21 protein-coding genes and 2 pseudogenes are annotated in these 26,995 nt (G+C 71.4%); 6 read left to right on the plus strand and 17 right to left on the minus strand.

What is annotated here, in order from left to right:
* Together STRIP9103_RS10950 and STRIP9103_RS10955 are read left to right on the plus strand one after the other, a co-directional pair.
* The coding region (locus tag STRIP9103_RS10950) for an acetylxylan esterase (protein WP_009308025.1) at positions 1 to 954 on the plus strand (954 nt) is incomplete at its 5' end.
* A 194-nt stretch (positions 955 to 1,148) separates the two neighbouring features.
* Complete coding sequence (locus tag STRIP9103_RS10955; RefSeq protein ID WP_009308033.1) at positions 1,149 to 2,303, plus strand: serine hydrolase domain-containing protein; 1,155 nt, start codon at positions 1,149 to 1,151, stop codon at positions 2,301 to 2,303.
* 9 nt (positions 2,304 to 2,312) lie between these two features.
* On the opposite strand, the gene STRIP9103_RS10960 is transcribed toward STRIP9103_RS10955, so the two are convergent.
* Both STRIP9103_RS10960 and STRIP9103_RS10965 read right to left on the minus strand, forming a co-directional pair.
* Complete coding sequence (locus tag STRIP9103_RS10960; protein ID WP_234022173.1) at positions 2,313 to 3,935, minus strand: ABC-F family ATP-binding cassette domain-containing protein; 1,623 nt, start codon at positions 3,933 to 3,935, stop codon at positions 2,313 to 2,315.
* Positions 3,936 to 4,147: 212 nt separating this feature from the next.
* Positions 4,148 to 4,987, minus strand: coding sequence for a class I SAM-dependent methyltransferase (locus tag STRIP9103_RS10965; protein ID WP_009308020.1), 840 nt, complete (start codon positions 4,985 to 4,987; stop codon positions 4,148 to 4,150).
* A gap of 64 nt (positions 4,988 to 5,051) precedes the next feature.
* Between STRIP9103_RS10965 and STRIP9103_RS10970 the strand changes: the two genes are divergently transcribed.
* Positions 5,052 to 6,638: an alpha-amylase family glycosyl hydrolase gene (locus tag STRIP9103_RS10970; protein ID WP_009308048.1), complete on the plus strand. Its 1,587-nt coding sequence runs from the start codon at positions 5,052 to 5,054 to the stop codon at positions 6,636 to 6,638.
* A 21-nt stretch (positions 6,639 to 6,659) separates the two neighbouring features.
* On the opposite strand, the gene STRIP9103_RS46240 is transcribed toward STRIP9103_RS10970, so the two are convergent.
* Positions 6,660 to 7,534, minus strand: a protein-coding gene (locus tag STRIP9103_RS46240) for an IS5 family transposase (protein ID WP_234022174.1) whose coding sequence is annotated in 2 segments (ribosomal slippage) — positions 6,660 to 7,153 and positions 7,153 to 7,534 — 876 coding nt in all. Because the reading frame shifts where the segments join, the coding sequence is not laid out codon by codon here.
* 84 nt (positions 7,535 to 7,618) lie between these two features.
* Here STRIP9103_RS46240 and STRIP9103_RS10985 point away from each other — a divergent pair.
* On the plus strand, positions 7,619 to 8,392 hold the full coding sequence (locus tag STRIP9103_RS10985; RefSeq protein WP_009308054.1) for an SDR family NAD(P)-dependent oxidoreductase: 774 nt from the start codon (positions 7,619 to 7,621) through the stop codon (positions 8,390 to 8,392).
* A gap of 267 nt (positions 8,393 to 8,659) precedes the next feature.
* Here STRIP9103_RS10985 and STRIP9103_RS10990 read toward each other — a convergent pair whose 3' ends face one another.
* The gene (locus STRIP9103_RS10990) at positions 8,660 to 9,766 is read right to left on the minus strand and encodes a barstar family protein (protein WP_048820081.1); all 1,107 of its coding nucleotides are present in this window, start codon (positions 9,764 to 9,766) and stop codon (positions 8,660 to 8,662) included.
* A gap of 54 nt (positions 9,767 to 9,820) precedes the next feature.
* Positions 9,821 to 11,656: an alkaline phosphatase family protein gene (locus STRIP9103_RS10995; protein ID WP_009308041.1), complete on the minus strand. Its 1,836-nt coding sequence runs from the start codon at positions 11,654 to 11,656 to the stop codon at positions 9,821 to 9,823.
* 459 nt (positions 11,657 to 12,115) lie between these two features.
* On the opposite strand from STRIP9103_RS10995, the gene rho reads away from it, so the two are divergent.
* The gene (rho, locus tag STRIP9103_RS11000) at positions 12,116 to 13,264 is read left to right on the plus strand and encodes a transcription termination factor Rho (protein ID WP_009308031.1); all 1,149 of its coding nucleotides are present in this window, start codon (positions 12,116 to 12,118) and stop codon (positions 13,262 to 13,264) included.
* Between the two features lie 148 nt (positions 13,265 to 13,412).
* Positions 13,413 to 14,324, plus strand: a pseudogene (locus STRIP9103_RS46245) (D-alanyl-D-alanine carboxypeptidase family protein); the annotation flags it as partial.
* A gap of 89 nt (positions 14,325 to 14,413) precedes the next feature.
* Here STRIP9103_RS46245 and STRIP9103_RS51400 read toward each other — a convergent pair.
* From STRIP9103_RS51400 to STRIP9103_RS11065, 12 genes and pseudogenes are all read right to left on the minus strand, one after another.
* The gene (locus tag STRIP9103_RS51400; RefSeq protein WP_009308022.1) at positions 14,414 to 15,820 is read right to left on the minus strand and encodes a glycosyltransferase 87 family protein; all 1,407 of its coding nucleotides are present in this window, start codon (positions 15,818 to 15,820) and stop codon (positions 14,414 to 14,416) included.
* On the minus strand, positions 15,817 to 17,214 hold the full coding sequence (gene mptB / locus STRIP9103_RS11015) for a polyprenol phosphomannose-dependent alpha 1,6 mannosyltransferase MptB (protein WP_048820085.1): 1,398 nt from the start codon (positions 17,212 to 17,214) through the stop codon (positions 15,817 to 15,819). Before mptB ends, STRIP9103_RS51400 begins: the two co-directional genes overlap by 4 nt.
* 269 nt (positions 17,215 to 17,483) lie before the next feature.
* Positions 17,484 to 18,422 (minus strand): glutaminase, encoded by a 939-nt coding sequence (locus STRIP9103_RS11020; protein ID WP_009308043.1) that lies wholly within the window; start codon positions 18,420 to 18,422, stop codon positions 17,484 to 17,486.
* A gap of 36 nt (positions 18,423 to 18,458) precedes the next feature.
* Complete coding sequence (gene aspA, locus STRIP9103_RS11025; protein ID WP_009308052.1) at positions 18,459 to 19,871, minus strand: aspartate ammonia-lyase; 1,413 nt, start codon at positions 19,869 to 19,871, stop codon at positions 18,459 to 18,461.
* Positions 19,872 to 19,990: 119 nt separating this feature from the next.
* On the minus strand, positions 19,991 to 21,043 hold the full coding sequence (locus STRIP9103_RS11030; RefSeq protein WP_048820083.1) for an asparaginase: 1,053 nt from the start codon (positions 21,041 to 21,043) through the stop codon (positions 19,991 to 19,993).
* An 8-nt stretch (positions 21,044 to 21,051) separates the two neighbouring features.
* Positions 21,052 to 22,491 (minus strand): amino acid permease, encoded by a 1,440-nt coding sequence (locus tag STRIP9103_RS11035; protein ID WP_009308044.1) that lies wholly within the window; start codon positions 22,489 to 22,491, stop codon positions 21,052 to 21,054.
* Positions 22,488 to 23,219 carry a FadR/GntR family transcriptional regulator gene (locus tag STRIP9103_RS11040; protein WP_009308013.1) on the minus strand — a complete coding sequence of 244 codons (732 nt, stop codon included), beginning with the start codon at positions 23,217 to 23,219 and terminating at the stop codon, positions 22,488 to 22,490. The genes STRIP9103_RS11035 and STRIP9103_RS11040 overlap by 4 nt, the downstream gene beginning before the upstream one ends.
* 120 nt (positions 23,220 to 23,339) lie before the next feature.
* Positions 23,340 to 24,173, minus strand: a complete 834-nt coding sequence (locus STRIP9103_RS11045) for an undecaprenyl-diphosphate phosphatase (RefSeq protein ID WP_009308029.1) — start codon at positions 24,171 to 24,173, stop codon at positions 23,340 to 23,342.
* A 134-nt stretch (positions 24,174 to 24,307) separates the two neighbouring features.
* A pseudogene (crcB, locus tag STRIP9103_RS11050) lies at positions 24,308 to 24,684 on the minus strand (fluoride efflux transporter CrcB).
* Complete coding sequence (locus STRIP9103_RS11055; RefSeq protein WP_009308039.1) at positions 24,681 to 25,064, minus strand: DUF190 domain-containing protein; 384 nt, start codon at positions 25,062 to 25,064, stop codon at positions 24,681 to 24,683. Before STRIP9103_RS11055 ends, crcB (STRIP9103_RS11050) begins: the two are co-directional and overlap by 4 nt.
* Positions 25,061 to 25,561 (minus strand): fluoride efflux transporter CrcB, encoded by a 501-nt coding sequence (gene crcB, locus STRIP9103_RS11060; RefSeq protein WP_009308018.1) that lies wholly within the window; start codon positions 25,559 to 25,561, stop codon positions 25,061 to 25,063. The genes STRIP9103_RS11055 and crcB (STRIP9103_RS11060) overlap by 4 nt, the downstream gene beginning before the upstream one ends.
* Positions 25,562 to 25,763: 202 nt before the next feature.
* Complete coding sequence (locus STRIP9103_RS11065; RefSeq protein ID WP_009308046.1) at positions 25,764 to 26,750, minus strand: SMP-30/gluconolactonase/LRE family protein; 987 nt, start codon at positions 26,748 to 26,750, stop codon at positions 25,764 to 25,766.
* Between the last annotated feature and the right edge of the window lie 245 nt (positions 26,751 to 26,995).

Here is a 26,995-nt window from a genome sequence, read left to right on the forward strand (position 1 = left end):
CTGCCGTTGGACGAGCTCCGTGGTTATCGAAGCGCTTCGACGGAACCCGAGGACTTCGACGCCTTCTGGGCGAAGACCCTCCAGGAGTCCCGCGAGCACGACCTCGACGCCCGTTTCGAGCCGGTCGAGACCCATCTGAAGACGGTCAAGGTGTACGACGTCACCTACTCCGGGTTCGGCGGCCATCCGGTCAAGGGCTGGCTGGTCCTCCCGGCCTGGGCGAACGAACCGCGGCCGGTGGTCGTGGAGTTCATCGGCTACGGCGGCGGTCGCGGCCTTCCGCACACCCATCTGCTGTGGGCGTCGGCGGGATACGCGCACTTCGTGATGGACACCCGCGGCCAGGGCAGCGCCTGGGGCGGAGGCGGTGACACCCCCGACCCGGTGGGCGGCGCGCCCGCCTTCCCCGGCTTCATGACCCGGGGCATCGACGCCCCCGAGAACTACTACTACCGCCGTGTGTACACGGACGCGGTGCGTGCGGTGGAGGCCGCCCGCTCCCACCCGCTGACCGACGCCTCACGCACGGCCGTCCTCGGCTCCAGCCAGGGCGGCGGCATCTCCATCGCGGTCGGCGGTCTGGTCCCCGACCTGGTCGGGGTCGCCCCCGATGTGCCGTTCCTGTGCGACTTCCCGCGCTCGACGACCATCACCGACCGCGACCCGTACCGCGAGATCGGCAACTACCTCAAGACCCACCGCGGTCGCACCGAACAGGTCCAGCGCACCCTCGCCTACTTCGACGGCGTGCACTTCGCCGCGCGCGGCCGGGCCCCCGCCCTGTTCTCGGCCGCCCTGGAGGACGCGACCTGCCCGCCCTCCACGGTCTTCGCGGCCTTCAACGCCTGGGCCGACGACGACAAGCACATCGAGGTCTACGAGTTCAACGACCACGAGGGCGGCGGCCCCTACCAGGAGGCGGCCAAGCTGCGCTGGCTGGCCTCGCGCCTCTGACCTCGATCGGCTCTCCGCCGCCCTGACCGGCTCTCCGGCCTCTCGACCGGCCCTCTCCGTCCTCTCGACCGGTCCTCTCCGCCCTCCTGACCGGCCGACGGTCGGATGGGTTCCCTCCTGTCCGACCAGTCGGTATGTTCAGCGGGCCCGGGTGATCCTGCCCGGGCCGGCCGGTGATGGAAGACGGAGGGCCCATGTCCGAGATACGAGGTCATTGCGAGGCGCGGTTCGAGGCCGTGCGGACCGCGTTCGAGGAGAACTTCGGCGACCGTGCGGAGCTGGGGGCGGCGGTCACGGTGACCCTGCGCGGGGAGACCGTGGTGGACCTGTGGGGCGGCTGGGCCGACGCGGCACGCACCCGCCCCTGGGAGCGGGACACCGTGGTCAACGTCTGGTCCACGACCAAGGGCCCGACGGCGCTGTGCGCGCACATCCTCGCCGACCGCGGGCTGCTCGACCTCGACGCCCCGGTGGCCATGTACTGGCCGGAGTTCGCGGCGGCGGGCAAGGAGCGCGTCCTCGTACGGCATCTGCTGTCGCACCGGTCGGGACTGGCCGGGCCGCGTGAGCCGCACTCGTTCGCCCAGCTGTGCGACTGGGAGCTGACGACCCGGCGGCTCGCGGCGCAGGAGCCCTGGTGGGAGCCGGGCACGCAGTCGGGCTACCACGCGATGACGTTCGGTTTCCTCGTCGGCGAGGTGGTCCGGCGGGTGTCCGGGCTGCTGCCGGGCGCGTTCCTGGAGCGCGAGGTCACCGGGCCGCTCGGCATCGGCTTCACGATCGGGCTGCCGGACAAGGAGGCCGGCCGGGCCGCCGAGCTGGTCCATCCGCCGGCCGCGACGACCAGTGAACAGGCCGCGGTCTTCGCCCAGCTGTCGCCCACCGCGCTGGCCGCCCTGGCCAATCCGCTGGTCGGCACGACCGAGGCCAACAGCCCCGAGTGGCGGGCCGCCGAGGTACCGGCCGCGAACGGCCACGGCACCGCCCGGGCGGTCGCCGCGCTGTACGGCATCCTCGCGCTGCGCGGTACCTGGGGCGGGCGGCAGATCCTGTCACCGGAGGCGGCCGAGCACATCCGCGAGGGCCAGGGCCGCTGCCGCGACCTCGTGCTCGGCGCCGGGCTCGGCCGTGACACCGAGATCGGCCTCGGCCTGTGGCTGAGCGGCCCGCACGGCTCGTACGGGCCCAACCCCAGGGCCTTCGGCCACGACGGCTACGGCGGCTCCTTCGGCCTCGCCGATCCCGAGGCCGGCGTCTCCGTCGGCTACGTCATGAACCGCATGGGCCCCCACATCGCCGACGACCCCCGCAAGATGGCCCTGGTCGACGCGCTGTACAGCGCCCTGTGACGCCTGGCATCACCCCACCCCCAGACGTGGCCAGTCCGCGAGGTCCCGCAGCAGCTGCCGGTCGTGCGTCGCGACGACGACGGCGGCACTGGTGTCGCGGATCGCGTGGGTGAGTTCGTCGACGAGGGTGGACGACAGGTGGTTGGTCGGTTCGTCGAGGAGGATCAGGCCGGGGCGACCGGCCAGTGCCAGGGCCAGGTCGAGGCGGCGCTGCTGGCCCTGCGACATCCGGCCGACCGGGGTGCGCAGCGCCTCGGAGTCCAGCAGACCGAGGGCCCCGAGCGGGACGGCGTCGGTGTCGCGGAGCGCCCCTCGGGCCACCAGCCGTCCCACGTGGCGGGCGTGGACCTCGCGGGCGGTGAGCCGGGGGTCCTGCTCGGCGGTCTCCTGGGTGACCCGGACGATCCGGGCCCCGTTCGCCGTCCGGACGTGCCCGTGCGTGGGCGCGAGCGAACCGGCCAGCACCGCGAGCAGCGTGGACTTCCCGGCGCCGTTGGGTCCGGTGACGAGCAGCCGGTCGCCTCCGTCCAGGGTGAGATCGACCGGACCGGCCAGCCGCCCCTCGACCGCGACGCCGTGCGCCCGCAGCTGCGGCGCGCCCGGCCGGACGCCCGGGTCGGGCCATCGCAGCGCGGGCGGCGGCACCGGTACGTCGACGCGGTGCTCCGCCAAGGCGTCCTGCTGTCGCCTGAAGGCCTGGACGACGCCCGGTGCGCGGGACTGGCGCTGGTGCTTGCCGGTGCCCTTCTCCGGTCGCCAGCCGGTGGAGAGCCGGTCGCGGGCCTTGGACACCGCGTCCTGCAGCCGCCGGTGCTCGGCCTGCTGCTCCTCGTGGTCCTGCTCCCAGCGCTCCCGCTCACGGCGCCGGGCGTCCTGCCAGGCGTCGTAGCCGCCGGCGTACAGGCGCGGCCTGTGGTCGCGGGTCGGGTCGAGGTCGAGGAAACGATCCGCGACGTCGCGCAGCAGCGCCCGGTCGTGGCTGACGACGGCGAGGCCGCCGGCGTGCTCGCGGAGCCTGCGGGTCAGGAAGTCCAGCCCGTCGGCGTCGAGATGGTTGGTCGGCTCGTCGAGCAGCAGGACGTCGTGGTGGGCGCCGAGCAGACAGGCCAGCCGGACCCGGTGGCACTGTCCGACGGACAGGGTCGACAGCGGTCGGTCGCGGTCGGTACAGGCGCCGAGCGCGTCGAGGGCGACGTCGACGCGGCGTTCGGCGTCCCACGCGTCGAGCCGGGTGGCGGCGTCGAGCGCGGCGGCGTAGCGGTCGTCGGCGGTCGGGTCGCCCTCGGTCATGGCGAGGGTCGCCGCCTCCAGCGCGGCCAGCGCCGCGAGGGACGCGGCCAGCGCCTCGGACGTCAGGGTGCCCACGGTCTCGCCGTCCCGCACGGACAGCTCCTGACGGGCCAGACCGATCGTGCCGGCCCGCTGCACGGTGCCCTCGTCGGGCGGGATCAGGCCGGCGAGGACGTGCAGCAGTGTGGTCTTGCCTCGGCCGTTCTCGCCGACGACGGCGACCCGTGACCGGGCGGAGACGGTGACCGAGACGTCGTTCAGGACGCGCCGGGACCCGCGGGTGACGGTGACACCCTCGACGCGGACATGGGCGCTGCCGCCCGCCTCGACGGGCAGGGACATGCCTCGGGGGGTGGGGATGAGGTTCAACGGATGCTCCGCAGCTCGCAGTGGAGCCGGGCAGCAAGAAACGCCGCCCGGCGGGAACCGGGACGGCGAGCGCGGATTCAGCAGAAGGAAGGCGCCGCCGTCAGCGGGCGGAGCGGACCTTCTGCGACCAGATACCTCGTGCCATGACGGTCATGCTAACAACGCCGGTGCCACCGCTCATCCGGTTATCGCGGGTGCCGGTCGGCCTCTCGGGAGCGGGTCGCCACGACCATGCGGCACCGTGGACTGCCGTCGGGACGGTGCCCGAACTCGGGCAGGGCGAAGAGGTCCACCGTGAAGCCGACGCGTTCCAGTTCGTCGCGTACGAGGCTGAGGCGGAAGGGGCGGTAGTACATGACGAAGGGCGGTCGCCACAGTGCGTTGCGGACCCGCATCGCCGTGTCGAAGCCCAGTACGGCCCAGTACCAGGGCGAGCGGGGTGGCGCCGGGGCGGGCAGCGGGAAGACGAAGCGGCCTCCCGGGCGGAGTACGGAGTGGACCTGGGTGAAGAGGCCGGGCAGCTCGCCGGGCAGGAAGTGACCGAACGCGCCGAAGCTCACGGCCAGGTCGAAGACGGGGCCGAAGGGGAGTGCGCGGGCATCGCCCCGCACCCAGGCGACACTCGGGCCGCCGGGCCCGGCAACCTCCGAGCCCCGTCCGTCGGAGCCGGGGCCACGTCCCCTCTCGCCGCCCCGACCCGAGGCATCGAAACCGGAGGCACCGGTGTCCCCCAGCCGCTCCCTCCCCACCGCCAGCATCCCCGCGCTGATGTCCACCCCGGTGACGCTCTTCTCGCACAGGTCCCGCAGGACGCCCATCCCCGCCCCGGTGCCGCAGCACAGGTCGAGGCCGTGCTCGAACGGGCCCATGGCGGACAGGGCGTGTTCCACCGCGTCCAGGACGGTGTCCGGGGTGCGGAACGGGGTGTGGTCGAACTTCGGGGCGAGCAGGTCGTAGCCGTGTTCGACGGACGAGAGCGCCTGAACGACGAGTTCGCGGAGGCTGGGGCCTTGCGGGGAGAACATCTCGTCAGCTTAGGCCCAAGCCAGGGGCAGCGGTCGGCGGGTGCCCTCCCCTATGGTCCGATGCATGACTTCGTTCCGTCCTGCCCCGACCTGGCTGGCCGACGCCGTCTTCTACCAGATCTATCCGCAGTCCTTCGCCGACTCCAACGGCGACGGCATCGGCGACTTCGCCGGGATCACCGACCACCTCGACCATCTGTCCTGGCTGGGCGTCGACACCGTCTGGCTCAACCCCTGCTTCGTCTCACCGTTCCGCGACGCGGGTTACGACGTCGCGGACTATCTGAACGTCGCGCCGCGCTACGGCTCGAACGACGACCTCGCCAAGCTCGTCGACGAGGCGGGCCGTCGCCGGATCCGGATCCTGCTCGACCTGGTCGCCGGTCACACGTCCATCGACCACCCATGGTTCCGGGCCTCCGCGAACGACCCGGACGACCACCGCTACATCTGGACGACGCAGGGGCGGCCCGACGGCTTCGTCGCCTCCCCCGGCACCCGCCCCGGCGCCTACCTCCCGAACTTCTTCGACTCCCAGCCCGCCCTCAACTTCGGCTACGCGCGCGAGAATCCGGCCGAGCCCTGGCGGCTGCCGGTCGACGCCGAGGGCCCCCGCGCCAACCGGCACGCCCTGCGCACGATCATGGACCACTGGCTGAGCCTCGGTGTCTCCGGCTTCCGTGTCGACATGGCCGCGTCGCTCGTGAAGGACGACCCCGGCGGGACCGAGACCGCCGGGATCTGGACGGAGCTGCGGCACTGGCTGGACACCGCCCACCCGGACGCGGTGCTGCTCTCCGAGTGGGGTGAGCCCGAGGTGTCGATCCCGGCCGGTTTCCACGCCGACTTCTTCCTCCACTTCGGCGGCCCCACCGACGGCCTCGCCCTGCGCTCCCTCTGGAACAACGGCGAGGGCACGGTCCATGAGGCGTGGGACCCGCTCGACTGCTTCTTCGACCCCGACGGCAGGGGCTCGCCCCGCCCCTTCGTCGAGGCCTGGCAGCAGGCGTCCGCAGCGGTCGGCGACCGGGGACACGTCTCCCTCCCCACCGCCAACCACGACTTCTCCCGCCTCAACTGCGGCCCCCGTACGGTCGAACAACTCCCCGCCGCCTTCGCCTTCCAGCTGACCTGGCCGACACTCCCGGCGATCTACTACGGCGACGAGATCGGCATGCGCTACATCCCGGGCCTCCCCGACAAGGAGGGCAGCGTCCTCGGCCCCCGCTACAACCGCGCCGGCTGCCGCACCCCCATGCAGTGGGACGACACCCCCAACGCGGGCTTCTCCATCGCCCCCGCCGACCGCCTGTACCTCCCCGTCGACCCCTCCCCCGACCGCCCGACCGTCGCCGCGCAACGCGCCGACGCCACCTCGCTCCTCCATCTCGTACGCCGGCTCATCGCCCTGCGCCGCGGCACCCCCGAACTCGGTTCCTCCGGCTCGCTGGAGGTACTGCACCCGGGGTATCCGTTCGTGTACGTGCGCGGGGGACGCTTCCTCGTCGTCGTCAACCCGCAGCGCTCAGAGGTGAGTTGCGCGTACGACTCCACTCCCGCACGGGTACTGGAGGCCGCGGGCGTTGAGTTCGACGGCGACACGATCACCGCGCGCGGCTTCGGTTACGGCATCTTCGAACTCGGCCGCTAGGGTGCGTTTTGAAAGTGCTGGTCACAGCCACTCGTTGATGGCTGCGACCAGCACGGTCGCCTCGTAGCGAACTGCCAACTTGTCGTATCTCGTGGCGACAGCGCGGTGCCGCTTGAGGCGATTGATTCCGCACTCGACCGCGTGGCGCTCCTTGTAGTCGGCCTTGTCGAACTTAGGTGGCCGGCCGCCGTGGGAGCCGCGGTTCTTGCGGTTGGCGATCTGGTCGCGCTTCTCCGGGATCGTGCAGCGGATACCGCGCTTGCGCAGGTAGGCACGGTTCGCGCGGGAGCCGTACGCCTTGTCGGCACGCACCTTGTCCGGCCGGGTGCGCGGGCGGCCCGACCCGAGCCGGGGCACCCGGATGCGGCCCAAGACCACCTGGAACTGCGGGGAATCACCGCGCTGTCCTGCCGTGATGACCAGCGACATCGGTTTCTGGGCCTGCTCGACCGCCAGGTGGAGCTTGGTTGTCAGCCCGCCCCGGGAGCGTCCGAGCCCGTGGTCGTCGGGCTCGATGAACACACCGCCTGGCGGCTCGGTCTGCAGATCCCCTTTTTGCGGGCGCCGGCCGCATGCTGGTGGGCGCGGGCGATGGTCGAGTCCACCGAGACGTCCCAGGTGATCAGTCCCTCGGCGTCGGCCTGGGCCTGCAGCTGTTCGAAGATGCGGTGCCAGGTGCCGTCCCGCTGCCAGCGGCGGAACAGGCCGTAGACCGTCTCCCACGGGCCATAGCGCTCGGGCACGTCCCGCCAGGGAGCACCGGCGCGGGTGCGCCACCGTATGCCGTCTATCAGTTGCCGCTTGGTGTGCACCGGTGGCCGTCCAGGCTTCTTGCCGACCGGGAGCAGGGGCTCCAGCTTCGCCCACTGTGTATTCGTCAGATCATGCCGCCCCACGAAGTGGGATCTTGACACATCAAGATCCACATATGAAACGCACCCTAGCGTGAGGGGGAGAGCCCGAGCCGCAGGGAGGAAACCGTGAGCCGTACGCGTCTGGCGGGCCGTACCGTCGTCATCACCGGAGCCGCGCAGGGACAAGGGGCAGCGGAGGTGACGGCAGCCGCCCTGGAGGGCGCGGCGGTCGTGGCGACCGATGTACTCGACGAGGCCGGCGAGAAGCTGGCCTCGTCCTTGCGCGCCGACGGTCTGGACGTCCGCTACCGGCGTCTGGACGTGTCGTCGCCGGACGACTGGGCCGCGCTCGCGGCGGACCTGGAGGTCGTGCACGGCCTCGTCAACAACGCGGGCATCCCCGTGCGGGCCCGCCTCGGTCAGGTCGAACTCGCCGACTGGAACCGGGCGTTCGCCGTCAACACGACGGGCGCGATGCTCGGCATCCAGGCCCTCGCCCCGCTGATGCCCGCCGGTTCGTCCATCGTGAACATCGGCTCCGTCGCCGGCCTCACCGCGCATCACGCTGTCGCGTACACCGCGAGCAAGTGGGCCCTGCGCGGGCTGTCCAAGGTGGCCGCGCTGGAGCTGGCCCCGCGCGGCATCCGTACGAACGTGATCCATCCGGGATACATCGAGACCCCGCTCATGGCCTCCGCGAACCCGGTGTTCGTCGAGGCCCATCTGTCCATGACGCCGCAGGGCCGCGCGGGAACCGTGGACGAGGTGGCGCCGCTGGTCGTCTATCTGCTCTCCGACGAGTCGTCGTACGTCAACGGTGCGGAGATCACGGTGGACGGGAGGTATGCGGCGCACGGCGGGGTGAAGGCGATCACGAACGCGTTGGACGCGCAGCGGTAGCCGAGGAACACGCCCGTGCTCGAACTGCGGGTCGTCTGCGGCTGGTCGCGCCACACGGCGGAGCCGCATGATGTCACCGCCCCGCGCCCCTGACGGGGCGCAGAGAGCCCGGGGCAAAAGGCCCCGGGGCTCCCGAGGGAGCGGCGCGCGTCGACCTGGCTGAGCATCCTGTCGACCCATGATCGCGACGGTTCAGGCCCCTCGGGCGTTCATATGGCAGGTATGCGCGCGAGGTCGACGTATGCCGTGCCGTCCCTGAACCCCGGCTCACGCCAGGGTGACCCGCATACCGCCGTCGGCCAGGGCCTCGAGGATCCCGGTGAAGAAGTCGAACGGGAGGCCGTCCGACGTCAGGGCCTGGGACAGGTGCTCGCGGGCGGTCGCGGAGTCCCGCCAGAGCAGGGTCGCGGGGGCGGTGTAGCCGAACGTGCCGCGCAGACAGTCGTCGAGGGCGGCCAGGCAGCCGCCGAAGTAGCCGCCCGGCCCGTTCACCGCCTCGCCGAGGGCCAGATAGAGGCCCGCGACGTCGGTGACGAACCGGCCGTCGAGTTCGTACGCGGTGCCGGCCGGCCGATCCTTGTGCGTGCGGTGGCAGGCCCGTTCCCGGACCAGAGCGAGCCAGGTCTCGCGCCGCCGGGTGTCGAGACCGGCCCAGGCACCGGGAGCGTCCGGCGGGCCGGCGAACCATCGCTCCCAGACAGGCCGGGCGTGTTCCGGGACGGGCCTGATGTACTTCCCGTCCAGCTCCAGGTCGATCAGATCCGTCCCGTGGGAGGAGGGGTGCCAGGCGCGGACGGTGGCCCACAGCAGCCGCTCGGTGAGCGGCTCGCCCCGGTCGTCCTGTATCTCCAGGGCGGCCTGCTCCAGCTCCAGCGCGCGCCGGGTGCCCTTCGCCAGGGCCCGCCGCAGTTCCTCACCCGGCGCGAGCCCCCGCAGCACGAGCGGGGGTGCGACCCGCTTGGGCGGCAGCACACGGGCGAACTCCCGGCAGGAACCCAGCCATCGGTACTCGTCGTGCACCCGGACCGCGCCCCGGTGTCCCTCGGGCGGACCCAGGTAGCCGTCCAGTCCGGTGAGCACCAGGCCGTCCGTCCCGGGATGCGTCCCGAGGCTCTCGGCGTCCTCCAGGAGCCACTCCTCGAGCGACTCGTCCTCCGGCACCAGCCACACCCGGTCGCCGACCCAGCCGCGTGTCCCGGCCCCCTCGGCCCCTTCCGGAACCCAGCCGAACAGCTCGTACATCCCCCGCTGGGGCTCCCCGAACAGCCCCTCCACCTCGGCGCACCTGCCCCAGACGTGGCCGTGCTCCGTCTCGGTCAGCGTGAACCGCCCCTGTCCGCGATGCCCCTGGTCCTCATGCACAACGGGCATCATGCCCGGACCGGGAGCGCCCGGTGAAGCGAATTGTCTCCGGCTGGTCGAACTGCCCTATGGCGTGGGTGAGTTGGTGGCGGTCGGCTCCTCGCCGTAGGCGGTCAGGAAGCGGTCACGGAAGGAGTCCATGCGCCAGACGGGGGCGTCGTCGCCGGGGCGGAGGCCGTCGGACCAGCCCCAGTCGGCGATACGGTCGAGGACCTTGGGGTCGTGGGCGACGATGGTGACCGGGACGTCATGGCTGGCGCCGTTCCCGCTGACGCTGGCCATGGGCTGGTGGTCGCCGAGGAAGACGAGCACGGTGTTCTTGTCGCCGTACTTCCGCACGTACTCCAGAAGGCTCCGCGCCGAGTACTGGACGGACTTGCCGTACTCCTCCTTCACCTTCACCGGGTCGGTGAACACGTCCGCCGGGTCCTTGCCCGCCTTCTCGATGCCCTTGTAGATCGAGCCATTGCCGACCTCGTCCCAGCCGACCATCTCCGGCAGCGGCGCCCACGGCTGGTGACTGGAGGTCAGGATGATCTCCGACATCAGCGGCTTGCCGCCCTTCTTGGCTGCCTCCAGCCGGTCGAACGCGGTCAGGGTGTACTGGTCGGGCATGGTCGACCAGCTGAACTTGGGCCCCTGGTAGCCGAGGTCACGGGAGTCATAGACCTGGTCGAAGCCGTAGAAGTCGCCCTCCGGCCAGTTGTACTGAACGCCGGGGACGACGCCGACGGTCCGCCAGTCGCCGGTCTTGGCGAAGGCGCCGGGCAGGGTGAGGCGTTCGCCGGCGGTCACCGTGCGATAGCGGCTCTGGTTGTCGATCCACAGGCCGGTCAGGAACGTGGAGTGCCCGAGCCAGCTGCTGCCGCCATACGTCGCCGAGGTCAGCCAGCCGCTCTTCGCCGCGAAGCCCGCCTCGCGCAGCGCCTCGCCCTCCTCGTCGAGGGTCGCGGTCACACCGGGTGCGATGGCCGGGTCCTCCAGCGCGGCACGGCCGTAGCTCTCGATGAAGGCGATCATGACGTCCTTGCCGCGCAGCCCTGTCAGCAACTGGTCGGCGGGAACATCCGCGAACCTGTCCTTCTTGGCCTCCTTGGCGAACGCGGCCTCGTCCTTGAGGGTCTCCTGCACCCGGCCCCAACGGTCCTGCACGAAACCGATGGTGTTCCTGGAGGCGACCGCCGTGTCCTCGATGGGGGTCAGACCGAGCGCCGCGCAGGTGATCCACACCGTTCCCGCGACGACCGTGCCCCGCATCGCCCGATCCCGGTGGCCGACCAGGACGTTCGACAGCCGGACCACCGCCCACGCCATCGCGGCGAACAGCAGCACGACCAGCAGCACCAGGCCGATCACCACGAGCAGCGCGCCCGTGCCGCCGAGGGTGTCCTCCACATACGACTCGGCGTCGTCGAGCAGCCCCCAGTCGAGCACCACGTTGAAGCCGCGGCCGAGGAACTGGTTGTAGCCGATGTCGAGGAGCTTCACGACGACCAGCGCCGCCAGGAACATCCCGGTGAGCACCGCCGCGACCAGCCTCGTCCGGCGCGGCAGCACCATCAGCAGGGCCGCGCCGAGGATCGGCTCCACCGGTATCCGCAGAAACTGCGCCGCCGTGAAGTACTCCGTCTTGCCCGGCATGAGCAGCGCGAACAGCACCAGCACCGCCGCCAGCACCGTGGCACCCCACGACACGCTCCGCGCGGCGGCGGGGTACTTCCGCCGAAGGCGCTCCGGGTACGCCCGGATCCTCCGCCATCGGCCGACGCGCTCGCCGCCCTCACCGCCCTCGCCGCCCTCGTCGCCCGACGGTTCGACGGTCGCCTCGGTCGGCGACTTCGCGGCGGCTTCCTCGGCCTCGTCCGTGTCCGGCAGTTGACTGGAGCGCGTGGAGAGCGACACGCGACGTTCCTTCCGTGCGAAGACCGCTGGCGGTACGGCGGTCCGGGCCCGGGTCGAACACGGCCGCCGTCCTCTCAGTACGGGGGCCCGCCGGGATCAGTTCAACGGCCACGGGTAAGGAAATCCCTAAAGACTCACAACGGATGGTGGTATGCTCCCCTTGGCACGTGTGTATCGCCCGGTCCTGGGCACCGGTGCCGTCCTCTCACCGCTCTCTCGTCGAGCCTGAGATCTCTCCAGCTGAGCCGTCCGTCGGCTACTGACTCCGACCGGTTCCTCAGCTTCTCGCACCACCTCTCGCGTACGGCCGCGAACGGTTCGTTCCGCCGTACCCGCGACCGCGTAGCCGCAGGTGTGTGCCGTCCCCTCCCCCTTCCTCATACGTCTTCCTCATACGTCTTCCGCATACGTCTTCCGCGAAGGAAGAACGAAGAAGTCGAAGTCCTCGAAAGGACCCCCATGACCACCACCGCACTCGAACACCCCTCCACCCGCACACACCGGCAGCCCCCCACCCGGATCACCGGCGTCCTGGAGATCGCCCAGGGCGGGCAGGGACACCTGCGCACCGGGGGCTGCCTGCCCACCCCCTCCGATCCACAGGTCCCGGCCGCGCTGATCCGCCGGTACGGCCTGCGCAAGGGCGACACCGTCGAAGGCGTACGTGACGGCCGGCACGCTCTCACCGACATCGAGCGGATCAACGGCCGTACGCCCGAAGCGCTGCGCGGACGCCCGCACTTCGGCGACCTCACCCCGCTGCACCCGCGCGAGCGGCTGCGGCTCGAACACCCGGCGAGCGGTCTGGCGGGCCGGCTGGTCGACCTGGTGGCGCCGGTCGGCAAGGGCCAGCGCGGACTGATCGTCGCGCCGCCGAAGACCGGCAAGACGGTGCTGCTCCAGCAGCTGGCCGCCGCCATCGCCGCCAACCACCCCACGGCCCACCTCATGGTCGTCCTGCTCGACGAGCGGCCCGAGGAGGTGACCGACATGCGGCGCTCCGTGCGGGGCGAGGTGTACGCCTCGACGTTCGACCAGTCACCCAAGCAGCACATCGCGCTCGCCGAACTCGTTGTGGAACGGGCCAAGCGGCTCGTCGAGCAGGGCGAGGACGTCGTGATCCTCCTGGACTCCCTGACCCGGCTGTGCCGGGCCCACAACAACGCCGCCGCCTCCGGTGGCCGCACGCTCAGCGGCGGTGTCGACGCCGCCGCGCTGCACGGCCCCAAGCGGCTCTTCGGTGCCGCCCGGCTGACCGAGGAGGCCGGTTCCCTCACCATCCTGGCCACCGCCCTGGTCGAGACCGGTTCCCGCGCCGACGACTTCTTCTTCGAGGAGCTCAAGGGCACCGGCAACATGGAGCTGCGCCTGGACCGCGCCCTCGCCGACCGGCGCGTCTTCCCCGCCCTCGACATCACCCCGTCCGGCACCCGCCGCGAGGAACTCCTCCTGACGGCGGGCGAGTTGACGGCCGTACGGGGGCTGCGGCGGGCCCTGCGGTCGCGCGAGGGCCAGGCGAACCTCGAAACGCTGCTGCAGCGGATGCGCGCCACCCCGGACAACGCGACGTTCCTGCGCCAGGTGCAGCCCACGCTGCCCGTGGCATGAGACGACCTGGGGGGTCCTCCGCCTTCCCCACCCCGGGAGGCCACCGGTGAGACTTCCGCGAGGCCGTCCGTGAGGCATCCGGGTGCTCGATCCGCTCCCCCGGCCCTGGCACCCCGGTGTACGGCGTGACCGTTCCTACGTTTGCGGTATGACCATCGGATTCTCGTCCCGCGACTCCCGCGACTCCCGCGACTCCCGCAGCTCCCGTGCATCCCGCGCCTCGCGCGCCGCCCGTGCGAACCGTGCCCCCCGTGTCTCCCGCACCGTCGTCGGCTGTTCCGCCGTGTGTGTGATCGGCGTGCTGGCCATCACGTCGAGCCCCGAGGGTGTGCGTCCCTCGATCGAACCGGGACCGCAGGACGCCAAGGCCTCGCACGAGCCGCCGCCGCTGTACCGGTCGGGAACACAGGTGCGAGCCAGGGCCGGGGCGCCCAGGGTTCCCCGGGATGTCTCCGCGGTGTCGTGGCTGGTGGCCGACGCCCGTACCGGCGATGTGCTCGCCGCGTACAACGCGCACCGCAGACTGCCGCCCGCCAGCACCCTGAAGACCCTGTTCGCGCTCACCGTGATGCCGGCGCTCCCGGCGGGCCTCAGACACACCGTCGAGCGCAAGGAGCTGGCCGGTGTCGGTGCCGGGAGCAGCCTGGTCGGGGTGAAGGAGAACCGCACCTACCGGGTGGCCGACCTGTGGCGCGGGGTCTTCCTCAGCTCGGGCAACGACGCCGTGCGGGTGCTGGCCTCCCTCAACGGCGGCTGGCGGACCACCGCCGAGCAGATGCAGGCCAAGGCCCGCAAGCTGGGCGCCCGGGACACCCGGGTCGTCTCGCCCGACGGCTACGACGCGCCGGGGCAGGTGTCGTCGGCGTACGACCTGGCGGTGTTCGGGCGGGCCGGGCTGCGCAACCCGGAGTTCGCCGCGTACTGCTCCACCGCCAGCGCGAGGTTCCCGGCGGGCGGCGGGACGTACGCCATCCAGAACACCAACCGGCTGCTCACCGGCGCGGGTGTCACCCGCTATCCGGGGCTGATCGGCGTCAAGAACGGCTACACCAGCAAAGCGGGCAACACCCTGATCGCCGCCGCCGAACGGGGCGGGCGCACCCTCGTCGTCACGGTGATGCGGCCCCGGGCGGGCGGCGGGCTGGCCGTCTACGAGGAGGCGCGGTCGCTGCTCGACTGGGGTTTCCGTGCCGCCGGGCGCGTCGACCCCGTGGGCTCGCTCCTGCCGCGCCGCCCGGCGGCGGCGCCCCAGGCCGAGCGCGAGTCGCCGCCGGTCCGTGAGAAGCGCGAGAAGGCGGCGGCCACGGGTCCCGGCTGGTCGGAGGCGGGCGTGATCGCCGGCGCGGCCGGGTTGGGCGCGGCAGTCGTGGCCCTGTCCCTGCGGCTCAGGAACGGAAGGCCCGACCCCGGCTGACCGATCGGCAGCCCCAGCAACAGACCGAGTGTGATCCACACATAGGCGTTGCTGCCGACGAAGCCGTCGATGCCGGACGCGCCGTCGAACCACAGCCAGACGACGCTGCTGCACAGCACCGCGTACAGCGCCGCCGTGAGCGGCAGCAGCCTGCGGTGCCTGAGCAGGACCGCGAAGGACGGCAGCAGCCAGACCAGATGGTGCACCCAGGTGATCGGGCTGACCAGGCAGGCGGTCAGCCCGGTGACGGCGAACGCGGCGATCCAGTCCGACGCCCGCACGGCCGTACGCACCCGCCACGCACACACGCCCAGGACGACCGCCACCAGCAACGCCCATACGGCGCGGCTCGGTTCATGGGGTGCCACGAGCCGGGCCAGGACGCCTTGCAGCGACTGGTTGGAGACATAGTCGAGACGACCGATGCGGCTGGTGTCCCACAGGGCCTCGGTCCAGTAGAAGCGGGAGGCGCCCGGGGCGATCCAGGCCGCCGCCGCGGTGGCGGACGCGGCGACGGCCGTCGCGAGCCCGGCGGCGCGCCACCGCCGGGCGATCAGGAGGAGCCCGATGAAGATCGCGGGCGTCAGCTTGATCGCCGCCGCCAGCCCGATGCCGACCCCGGCCCACCGCCCCCGGCCGGTGGACAGCAGCCAGGCGTCGCTCAGCACCAGGGCCAGCAGCAGAAGGTTGACCTGGCCGAAGCTGAAGGTGTCCCGGACCGGTTCGAACAGTGCGAGCGCGCAGAGCACGAGGGCGGTGGCGTACCAGCCGTAGCGGCGGATGTGCGGCCCGGCGAGCACGTACAGGACGGCCGCGAGTGCCGCCAGGTTGAGGACCAGGCACAGGACGATCGCGGTGCGCAGCCCGACCAGTGCCATCGGCAGCATGGCGACGGCCGCGAACGGCGGATAGGTGAAGCCGTACGTCGTGCCCGGCACCCGGTAGTCGTAGAGCCGGCCGTCGCCGTGGATCCAGGTGTCGATCGCTCCGTGGTAGACGCGCAGGTCGAACCAGTCACGCAGGAGCGGCACCGTCGCCGTGAAGACGGTGACGGCCAGGGCGAGGCCCATGACGAGGAGGATCCGGGCGCGGTCGGTACGCGGCAGGGGCCTCCGGCGCGGGGATTCCGTTGATCCCGTCATGCGGTCCGCTCCAGGACCGGGGCGTCGGACACCTGGGACGCCTGGTGGGCCTGCCACAGGACGACCAGCGCGAGCGCGCCCCCGCACACGGCCAGGACGATCTGCTCGGTGTCGGCCGGGTCCCCGCTCGGCAGGACGGCGAGCGCGAGTATCCCGCTGGCGGCGGCGACCCTGCGCTGCAGGGAGACCGTGGACGCGGCGGCGGCGATGAGGAACAGCCCCCACAGGGCGTACCAGGGGCGTATCGCCGGGCCGAGCACGGCCACGACGGCGAGGCTGAGGCCCAGCGCGTGGACCGGACCGGGCCGCAGCCGCAGCCATATGAACAGGACGACGGCCAGGGTCACCAGGAGCCCGGCGGCGCGCCAGGCCGGGAGTGCCAGCGGCGCGAGGTCGCTGCCGACTTCCTGGAGCAGGGCGCCGGAGGCCCGGCCGAGGACGCTGGTCGGTGACCAGTTCTGCGGGGACACCGGGGTGCGCAGGGCGGCTATCCAGCCGTATCCCGTACCGGCCAGCGCGGTCGTCACCACCGTGGTCGCCGTGGCGACCGCCGCCGTCACCGCGGTCGTCCGCACCCAGCGGCTACGGCCGCGCATCACGACCACCGCCAACAGGCCCAGTGCGGCGGGCGCCTTGACCAGCGCGGCGAGCGTCACCAGTACGACACCGAGGACGTACCAACGCCCCCGCGCCACCACCAGTCCGACCCCGAGCAGGCCGAGCATCATGGCGTCGTTGTGGGCGCCGGCCACGAGATGCAGCAGCACCAGCGGGTTCAGGGCGCCGAGCCAGAGCGCGACCGCCGGGTCGGCGCCGCTGTACCGGGCGAGGCGGGGCAGCGCCAGGGCCATCAGCGCCACACCGAGCAGGGCCACCATCCGCATGCCGATCAACCCGGCCGGTATCCGTCCCTCCGTCAGCCCGGAGAGCCCCGAGGCCATCGCGAGGAAGACCGGCCCGTACGGCGTCGCCGTGTGCCGCCACATCGGGGCGACCTCGTCCGCGAGGGGGCCACCGAGCCGTGCGGGGCCGTGCGCGTAGACGTCGATGTGCGCGTCGACCATCGCGCCCTGGGCGAGGTAGCTGTACACGTCCCGGCTGAACAGCGGCGGCGCGAGCAGCAGCGGGGCCGCCCATGCCGCCAGAACGAGCAGCAGGGCACGGGGTGTCGGGGGTTCGGGGCCTCGTACGACCTTGCCGAGCAGCGCCCACGCGGCGATCAGCAGGACGACGCCGAAGTAGACGCCGACCAGGCCGAGCGCGCCGCGTGCCGATGAGGGTGACAGCAGTTCCCGTACCGGGAGGGCGCCGGCGGTCTCACCTCCCAGGGCGAGGAAGGCGGTGCCGGCCAGGCCCAGGGCCTGGCAGCGGCGGAGGTCGACGGGGAAAGCGATGGCCAACACTTGGTCAGCGTGGCAATCGTGGGTAGCGCCGAACCCTCCGGGGGGAAACAGGGGTGTGGCCGGCCGGTGACTCCCAAGGGGGCGTTGGGTGGTGGCTGGGTTGCGTCTGCCGGGTTCGGTCGTTGCAGGGTGCGGGTTCGTCGTGGTTGATGCGCCCACGCGGCGGAGCCGCAAGTGGACACAGCCCCGCGCCCCTTGAGGGCGGCTGCCCCGCGCGGCAGCCGGCTTCGTGACGCTGTTCTCGGCGGCCTCAACCCCGCTCAGAAGACCGACAGACCCGTCAGCGTCGTAAAACGGTCCAGGGCTGCCACACCCGCCACCGAGTTGCCCCGCTTGTCCAGGCCCGGGCTCCAGACGCACAGCGTGCATCTCCCCGATACCACCGCGATGATTCCGCCGCCCACTCCGCTCTTGCCGGGGAGGCCGACGCGGTAGGCGAAGTCGCCTGCCGCGTCGTACGTTCCGCAGGTCAGCATCACCGCGTTGACCTGTTTCGCCTGGCTGCGGGTGAGGAGGCGGGTGCCGTCGGAGCGGACGCCGTGGCGGGCGAGGAAGGTGGTGGCGAGGGCGAGGTCGGCGCAGGAGGCGGTGAGGGAGCACTGGCGGAAGTACTGGTCGAGCAGGGTCGGTACGGGGTTGTCGATGTTGCCGTACGACGCCATGAAGTGGGCCAGGGCCGCATTACAATCGCCGTGGGCCGATTCGGAGGCGGCGATCTCCTGGTCGAAGTCCAGGTCGGGGTTGCCGCTCTCCGCGCGCAGGAAGGCCAGCATCTCGTCGGCCGCGTCGCCGGTGCGGGTGTGGAGGCGGTCGGTGACGACGAGGGCGCCCGCGTTGATGAACGGGTTGCGTGGGATGCCGTTCTCGTACTCCAGTTGCACCAGGGAGTTGAACGGGTTGCCGGAGGGCTCGCGGCCCACGTGCTCCCAGAGGGTGTCGCCCTCGCGGGCCAGGTCCAGGGCGAGGGTGAAGACCTTGGTGATGGACTGCGTGGAGAACGGCTGCCGCCAGTCCCCCACCCCGTACACCGTGCCGTCGAGTTCCGCGACGGCCATCCCGAACCGGCGCGGGTCGCAGGCGGCGAGCGCCGGGATGTAGTCGGCGGGGCGGCCTCGGCCGGGCGTCCGCTCGATCTCCTCGGCGATGCGTTCCAGGACCGGCTGGAAGGGGAGCGACGACGTCATTGTCATGATCGCCATTGTGCCTCCCGGCCGGTCCCGGTGCGTCCGCGCAGGTCAGGCCGTGGGTACGCCGCTTCCGGCGAGTACCTCGGGCTTCAGCAGCTGCTGGAGTCGTTCGGCGGGCAACAGGCCCTTCTCCTGGACGAGTTCGGCGACGCCGCGGCCGGTGGCGAGGGCCTCCTTGGCGATGTCGGTGGCCGCCGTGTAGCCGATGTACGGGTTGAGGGCGGTGACCAGGCCGATGGAGTTCTCCACGGCCGCGCGCAGTTCGTCCTCGTTGGCGGTAATGCCGTCCACGCACCGCTCGGCGAGGGTGAGGCAGGCGGCGCGCAGGTGGGTGAGGGACTCCGACAGGGAGTGCAGGATGATCGGCTCGAAGGCGTTGAGCTGGAGCTGTCCGGCCTCGGCGGCCATGGTGATGGTGACGTCGTTGCCGATCACCTCGAAGGCGACCTGGTTGACGACCTCGGGGATCACCGGGTTGACCTTGCCGGGCATGATGCTCGAACCGGCCTGCACGGGCGGCAGGTTGATCTCGTTGAGGCCCGCGCGCGGCCCGGAGGAGAGCAGACGCAGGTCGTTGCAGCTCTTGGAGAGTTTGACGGCGATCCGCTTGAGCACGCCCGACATCTGGACGAACGCGCCGCAGTCCTGGGTGGCCTCGACCAGGTTGGCGGCGGTGACCAGCGGCAGTCCGGTGATCTCTGCGAGGTGGCGGCGGGCCGACTCGGCGTATCCGGCGGGGGCGTTGAGGCCGGTACCGATGGCGGTGGCGCCGAGGTTGATCTCATGGATCAGCTCGACGGCCTCGGCGAGGCGGCTGCGGTCCTCGTCCAGCATCACCGCGAACGCGGAGAACTCCTGGCCCAGCGTCATGGGGACGGCGTCCTGCAGCTGGGTGCGTCCCATCTTCAGCACGTCACGGAACTCGACGGCCTTGCGGGCGAAGGAGTCCTGGAGCACCGCCATCGCCTTGAGCAGCTCACGCACCGCGTAGACGGTCGCGATCTTGACGGCGGTCGGGTAGACGTCGTTGGTGGACTGGCCGAGGTTGACGTCCTCGTTGGGGTGCAGGTGCTCGTACCGGCCCTTCTCGTGGCCCAGCAGCTCCAGCGCCCGGTTGGCGACGACCTCGTTGGCGTTCATGTTGGTCGACGTGCCCGCGCCGCCCTGGATCACGTCGACGACGAACTGGTCGTGCAGCTTGCCGTCGCGGATCTCCCGGCAGGCCTCGATGATCGCGGTTGCCTTCTCGGGGGCGAGCAGGCCGAGTTCCTGGTTGGCGCGGGCGGCGGCCTCCTTGACGGCGGCCAGGGCGTCGATCAGATGGGGGTAGGCGGAGATCGGGGTGCCGGTGATGGGGAAGTTCTCCGTGGCGCGCAGGGTGTGGACGCCCCAGTACGCGTCGGCGGGTACGTCGCGGTCTCCGAGCAGATCGTGTTCGCTACGGGTGGCTGCGGCGGTCATGGCGGTACGGGTCCTCTTCTTTGAGGTGGGTGCGGGTGGGTCCCCGTCGGGCGCGGTCCTTGTGGGGCCGCGTCTTCGGGGGACGTCGCAAGGGAGACGAGAATGCGGGGGCCGGGGGTTCAGACGTGTGCGGTGTCCGTGAGCGGGTCGAGCGAGCGGGCGGGCCGGATGTGACCGACGACGTCACCGCCGCCGAGCAACGGGGCGCCCGCGAACTCGGTGAGAGCGACCGGGTCGACGCCGGCGCGGGCGAGGGCCGCCGCGGTGACCGGCACCCGTGCCCGGTTGGCGCCGTCGGCGATCTTCACGGCGACGGCGCGGCCGTCCTGGAGGGCGGCGACCTGCACGCCCTCGAAGCCGTCCTTGCTGAACAGTCCGGGCACGGCCCGCATCAGCGCGGCCACGTCGCGTCCGGCACCGGAGGCCATCTCGGGGTGCGCGCGCATCGCGTCGGCGACCAGGCGCTCGGGGGTGCCCTCGGCGGCCGTGACGACGCGGGCGGCGGCGCGGGCCAGACCGTGCAGGGAGACGGAGAAGAGGGGTGCGCCGCAGCCGTCCACCGTGACCTGGGCGATGGCCTGCCCGGTGAGGTCCTCGACAATCTCGGCGATGGCCTGCTGCAACGGGTGCCCGGGGTCGAGGTAGTCCTCCAGCGACCAGCCGTTGAGCTTGCACGTGTAGAGCATGGCGGCGTGCTTGCCGGAGCAGTTCTGCGCGAGACGGGAGGGCCCGCGCCCGTCCCGTATCCACGCGTCCCGGACGGCGGGGTCGTACGGCATGTCGGTGACGTTGCGCAGGTCGTCCTCGGTGGCCCCGGCGAGGTCGAGGATCTGCCGGGTTCCGGCGAGGTGGCGTTCCTCGCCGGAGTGGCTGGCCGCGGTCAGCGACAGCAGTGCGCCGTCCAGGGGCAGTCCGGCGCGCAGCATGGCCACGGCCTGGACCGGCTTGAGCGCCGACCGGGGGTAGAACGCCGCCTCGATGTCGCCGAGTTGGAGTTCCACCTCCCCGTCGGCGCCCAGCACCACGACGGAGCCGTAGTGGATGCCCTCGATGACACCTCCGCGTACGAGGTGGGCGACGGGGGCGTGCAGCGGCTCCCGGATCGCGGGGGCCGCGGCCACCGGAACATCGGGGGTGGCCGAGGTTCCGGTGGTCGAGGGGTCGTACGTCACTGCCTGATTCACGCATCCACTCCGGTCGATTTCCGGGCGATCCGGCTGCGTATGCCGAACCAGCCCGCCACAAGTGCTCCCACGATGAGGGGGATGCACAGCACCGTCGTGCGGCCGGCGCCGCCGTCGGCGTACATGAGGACCAGCACGGACGCGAGGAAGAACAGCGTCACGAGTTCGGTCCAGGGGGAGCCCGGGAGCTGGTAGCTGGGCCGGGTCAGTTCGCCCTTCTGCGTCTTCTGCCAGAAGAGCAGATGACAGATCATGATCATTCCCCAGGTGCAGATGATCCCGATCGCGGCGAAGTTGAGGACGATCTCGAAGGCGTCGGCGGGGACGAAGGCGTTCAGCCCGACGCCCAGCACGCAGATGCCGCTGGTGAGCAGGATGCCTCCGTACGGGACCTGGCTGCGGCTCATCACGCTCGTGAACTTCGGCGCGGAGCCGGACATCGCCATCGAGCGCAGGATGCGGCCGGTGGAGTACAGACCGGAGTTGAGCGACGACATGGCGGCGGTGAGCACGACCAGGTTCATGACGCCGCCCGCCGCCGGGACACCGATGTTGGAGAGCACGGTGACGAAGGGGCTCTCGTCCTTGGAGTACGCGGACCAGGGCAGCAGCATCGACAGCAGGACGACCGAGCCGACGTAGAACAGGCCCACTCGCCACATGATCGAGTTGATCGCCTTCGGCATGATCTGCTCGGGGTTCTCGGTCTCACCGGCGGCGACACCGACCAGTTCGACGGAGGCGTAGGCGAAGACGACGCCCTGGATGATCAGCAGCATGGGCAGCAGGCCGTTGGGGAAGACGCCGCCGTTGTCGGTGATCAGGGACGGGCCAGGGGTGGTGTCGCCGACATCGTGCTGGGTGACCAGCAGGAAGATGCCGATGCACATGAAGGCGACGAGCGCGCCGACCTTGATGATCGCGAACCAGAACTCCAGTTCGCCGAACATTTTCACCGAGATCAGGTTCACCGTGAGGACCACCGCGAGCGCGATCAGCGCGATCACCCACTGCGGGATGTCGGAGAACATGCCCCAGTAGTGGGTGTAGACGGCGACGGCGGTGATGTCGGCGATGCCGGTGGTGGCCCAGTTCAGGAAGTACATCCAGCCGGCCGTGTACGCGCCCTTCTCGCCCAGGAACTCACGGGCGTAGGACACGAAGGCGCCGGACGAGGGCCGGTACAGGACCAGCTCACCGAGGGCCCGGACGACGAGGAAGGCGAAGATGCCGCAGACGGCGTACGCGATGAAGAGGGAGGGGCCGGCGTCGGCGAGCCGGCCGCCGGCGCCCAGAAAGAGGCCGGTGCCGATCGCGCCGCCGATGGCGATCATATTGACGTGCCGGGCCTTGAGGGACTTGCTGTAGCCCTGGTCGCCCGCGTCGACATGTGCGGCCGGTGTGCGCGCCTCGTCTTTGAGTTGCTGCTCGCTCACGCCTCGGGTCCGCCTTCCGTGGAACTGTCCGTGCGTGGGGAACGCACGATGTGGGTGAGGGTGGTCTCGACGCGGTCGAGGTGGTGGGACATGGCCTCCACCGCGTCGTGTTCGGAACCGTCGATCAGCGCCTCGACGATGGCCCGGTGTTCCCGGTTGGACTGCTCGCGCCGACCGCCCAGCTCGTTGAGGAAGGCCGACTGACGCGCCAGTGCGTCCCGGATCTCCTCGATCACCCGGCGGAACACCGGGTTCTGGGCGGCCTCGGCCACGGCCAGATGGAAAAGGGTGTCCATCGCGACCCAGGCGGTGGTGTCGGTCTCCCGCTCCATCCGGTCCAGCAGGTGGGCCAGATGGTCCAGGTTCTCCGGGGTGCGGCGCACCGCCGCGTACCCGGCGACCGGGATCTCCACATGGCGGCGCACCTCGAGCAGGTCGCTGGCCGCGTAGTCGCCGAAGGTGGGGTCCTCGACGGTGTTCGCGATCACGAAGGTGCCCTTGCCGGTGCGGGACTGGGTCAGGCCCATCACCTGGAGCGCGCGCAGCGCCTCGCGCAGCACCGGACGGCTCACTTCGAGCTGCCGGCACAGCTCCGCCTCGGAGGGGAGCTTGTCGCCGATGGCGTACTTGCCGCGTTCGATGGCGCCGCGGAGGTGGAGAAGCACCGCTTCCATGGCACTGACGCGCCGGGGTGCCGTACCACCTGTCTGGCTGTCTGACAGGTTCACGGGGGTGATCCTGCGGGTGACGGGACGGGGCTGTCAAGGGGACGGAGATTCGGTCTTCCAGGTCGCGGCCGGTCGTGGATCAGCCGGATGGCACTCGCGACCGGCCGCGTCGGATCGCTGTCAGCTGAGCCCACCCGCGCCGAGCAGCCCGAACAGGAGGATGCCCACCACGATCCGGTAGGCCACGAACACGTTGAACGAGTGCCGGGTCACGAACTTGAGCAGCCAGGCGATGGAGGCGTATGCGACCGCGAAGGAGACGGTGGTTCCGGCGATCAGCGGGGCCGCGCCCACCCCCGTGCCGAGGGCGTCCTTCAGCTCGAAGAGCCCGGCGCCGGTCAGGGCCGGAATGCCGAGGAAGAACGAGAGCCGGGTGGCCGCGACCCGGTCGAGGTCGAGCAGCAGCGCGGTGGACATGGTGGCGCCGGAGCGGGAGAAGCCGGGGAAGAGCAAAGCGAGGATCTGCGAACCGCCGACCAGCATCGCGTCCCGGAACGAGGTGTCGTCCTCACCGCGCCGGTGCCGGCCCGCCTGTTCCGCCGCCCACATGACACCGCTGCCGACGATCAGCGAACCGGCCACCACCCACAGGGAGGCGAGCGGCCCCTCGATGAGCGACTTGGCGGCCAGCCCCACCACCACGATCGGCACCGTCGCGGCGATCACCCACCAGCCGAACCGGTAGTCGCGGTGGTCCCGCTGCCCCGCGTCGAACAGCCCGCGGAACCAGGCGGCCCCGATCCGGGCGATGTCCCCGCGGAAGTACAGGAGCACCGCGGCGATGGCGCCGACCTGGATGACCGCGGAGAACCCGACGACGGACTGGTCCTCGACATGGATCCCCATGAGGCCCTCGGTGATCTTCAGATGCCCGGTGGAGGACACCGGCAGGAACTCGGTCACCCCTTCCACCGCTCCGAGGACGACGGCCTGGCCGACGGTGATGGCGCTCATGGGGTCCAGTTCTGCTCGGTGAGGGCTTGACGGACGTACACGGCACGACGGACAGGGGCGGGCCGACGTCCGCCGGTACGACGCGCGGTCGTACCGGCGGAGGCAGTCGTACTACAGCCGGGTAAGGGCCGCTTTCATCTCCACAGGGCCTGCGCCGCCGCCACCCCCACAAAGGCCGCTCCCAGCCCGGCCACCACACTCGCGACCACGTTGGCGACGGCATGGAAGCGCGCGCCGTCCTGGGCGAGGCGCAGGGTCTCGTACGAGAAGGTCGAATACGTGGTGAGCGCCCCGCACAGGCCGGTGCCGAGGAGAAGTTGCAGGTGGGAGGTGGCGGCACCGGCCGTTCCGGGCACCGGGTGAGAACGCCGAGGACCAGCGATCCGGCCATGTTCACGGTGAAGGTGCCCCAGGGGAAGACCGTGTCGTGGCGGGACTGCACGGCCCGGTCGGTGAGGTAGCGCAGGGGCGCGCCGACCATGCCGCCGACGATGACGAGCAGCCAGTTCACGTGGTTCTCTTACCTTTCGCAGGAGTCGCCGCAGGATCCGGCCGGCTGACGACCTCGCAGTCGTCGAGGACCACCAGCCCCTCGGTGACCAGTTCGTCCAGTTGGGGCAGGAAGGCCCGTACGCGCTCCTCGGTGTCCACGATGATCACCGCGACCGGCAGGTCCTCGCTGAGCGAGAGCAGGCGCGAGGTGTGGACGACCGAGGAGGCGCCGAAGCCCTCGATGCCCCGGAAGACACTGGCGCCCGCGAGACCGGCCGTGTGCGCACGGTGCACGATCTCGCTGTAGAGCGGCTTGTGGTGCCAGGTGTCGTGCTCGCCGATCAGGACGGTGAGACGGAGTGCGGGGCCGGTGAGCCGTGTCTGTCCGGGCCTTGTCATGGTCGCCTCCCTGCCAGTACCCGGCGGGCCGTCGCCGCCGCCAGCCAGACCGCCGTGAGGGCGGCGAGGAGGGTGACGGCGAGGTAGGCGAGGGCGGTACGGGGGTGACCGTCGTCCATCAGTCGCCGGATGTCGACGGCGTACGTCGAGAAGGTGGTGAAGCCGCCGAGCACACCGGTGCCGAAGAAGGGCAGCACCAGCCGATGGGCGGCCCATATGTCCGTGATCACCACCATGAAGACGCCGATCACGAAGCAGCCGACGACGTTCACCCAGAACGTGGTCCAGGGGAAGCCTCCGGGCTGCGCCGGCCACAGCAGCGACGCGCCGTAGCGGGCCGCCGCGCCGATGCCACCGCCGAGGGCGACGACCGCGACGACGGGTGCCTGGCCGTGCCAGGGGGACGGGCCACGGGTGGACGAGCCGCGGATGGACGGGCCGGGGGCGCCACCAGGGGCGGCGGGGGCTTCGACTCTGTCGGGGTGCGGCACTGTCATCTGTGCAGGTCTCCTACTCGCCGGGGCCCGAACGCCGCCCGGGCGCGCTCCGTCGCAAGCAGGGACCGTTGGCGGCGTCGTCGCCGCGGTTCGGGTACGGCGGGCCCCACCGCCGCGCCGCGAGGCAGATCGCGGCCGTTCGACAGCGTAACGCGGGCACCGTCCGTCGCGCACACCCCGGCTGCCGCACCGGGGCCGTGGCTCAGCCGCCCTTGCCCGGCAGTTCGCACACCGCGACCCCGCGTTCCCACAGGCTGCCCAGGATCAGGCGGCCGTCCGCCACGCAGGCGCTGGTGACCATGCGGAAGCGGGAGTGGCGGTCGACGAGGGTGTGGACGATCCGGCCGCGGTCGTCGACCGCGACGACTCCGGCGAAGCCCGAAGGGCGGTACGGCGCCCGGACCGCGACCCGGCTCGCGGCACGCCGTACGGCAGGCCCGGTCCGGTGCAGGAGGTCCAGGGCGCCGATGCGAGGTCCGGCCAACGCCACCCGGATCAATCCGTCCGGGCCGCGCCACAGGTTGTCGGGCATGCCCGGCAGGTCCTCGACGAAGGGTTCGCTCGTCCCCGCCTTCGGCCCGGCGAGCCAGTGGCGGGTGAGCCGGCGGGCTCCGGTCTCCGCGACCACGAGGAACGACTCGTCGGCCGAGGGCGCGAGACCGTTGGCGAACTGCAGCCCCTCCACCAGCACTTCCGGTGTGGTCTCCCCCGGTCCCAGACGCAACAGCCGCCCGGTTCCGGTGTGTTCGACGATGTCGCCGAGCCACTGGTCGAGCGGATAACGGCGGGTGGAGACCGTGAAGTGGACGGTGCCGTCGGAGAGTGCCACCACATTGCTGCAGAACCGCAGCCGCTCACCAGCGATCTCGTCGGCGAGCACGCGCACGGTGCCGTCAGCGGTCGTGACACGCAGCAGGCCTCGCTCGGCGTCGCACACCAACAGGTCGCCGTCGGGGAGGAGTTCGAGACCCAGGGGGCGGCCACGGGTGTCGGCGAGCGTCTCGACCCGGGCGCGCCCCGGCTCGTCGAGTCCGGTCAGGCGTAGCACGCGGCCGTCCGCCACGCCGGTCAGCACCCGTCCGTGTTCGTCTGCGATGACGTCCTCGGGGCCGTGTCCGCCGATGCCGACGTATGCGCGTGGTGTGAGCCCGGTGCCTCGTGTGTCCGTCCTGCCCGCCGCGCGCGTCATGTCCGCCTCCCGCTCGTCCGTCGATACCTGCGGTGGCCCATCCTGGCAGGGAGGGCGTACGCCGTCTCGCGCGACTTTTCGCGCCCCGCCGCCCCTACCAGCCTCGTTCGAATATGTGGCTGACCTCCGTGATCCGGGGCTCGTCGCACCGGTAGAGGGTCCGGCCGCCGATCTCCCTGGTGCGCAACAAACCGATCGCGGCGAGCAGTTCGAGATCCGTTCGGGCCACGGCCCGGCTCACACCG

Origin of the sequence: Streptomyces ipomoeae 91-03 (assembly GCF_000317595.1) — a bacterium.
GTDB classification, from domain to species: domain Bacteria; phylum Actinomycetota; class Actinomycetes; order Streptomycetales; family Streptomycetaceae; genus Streptomyces; species Streptomyces ipomoeae.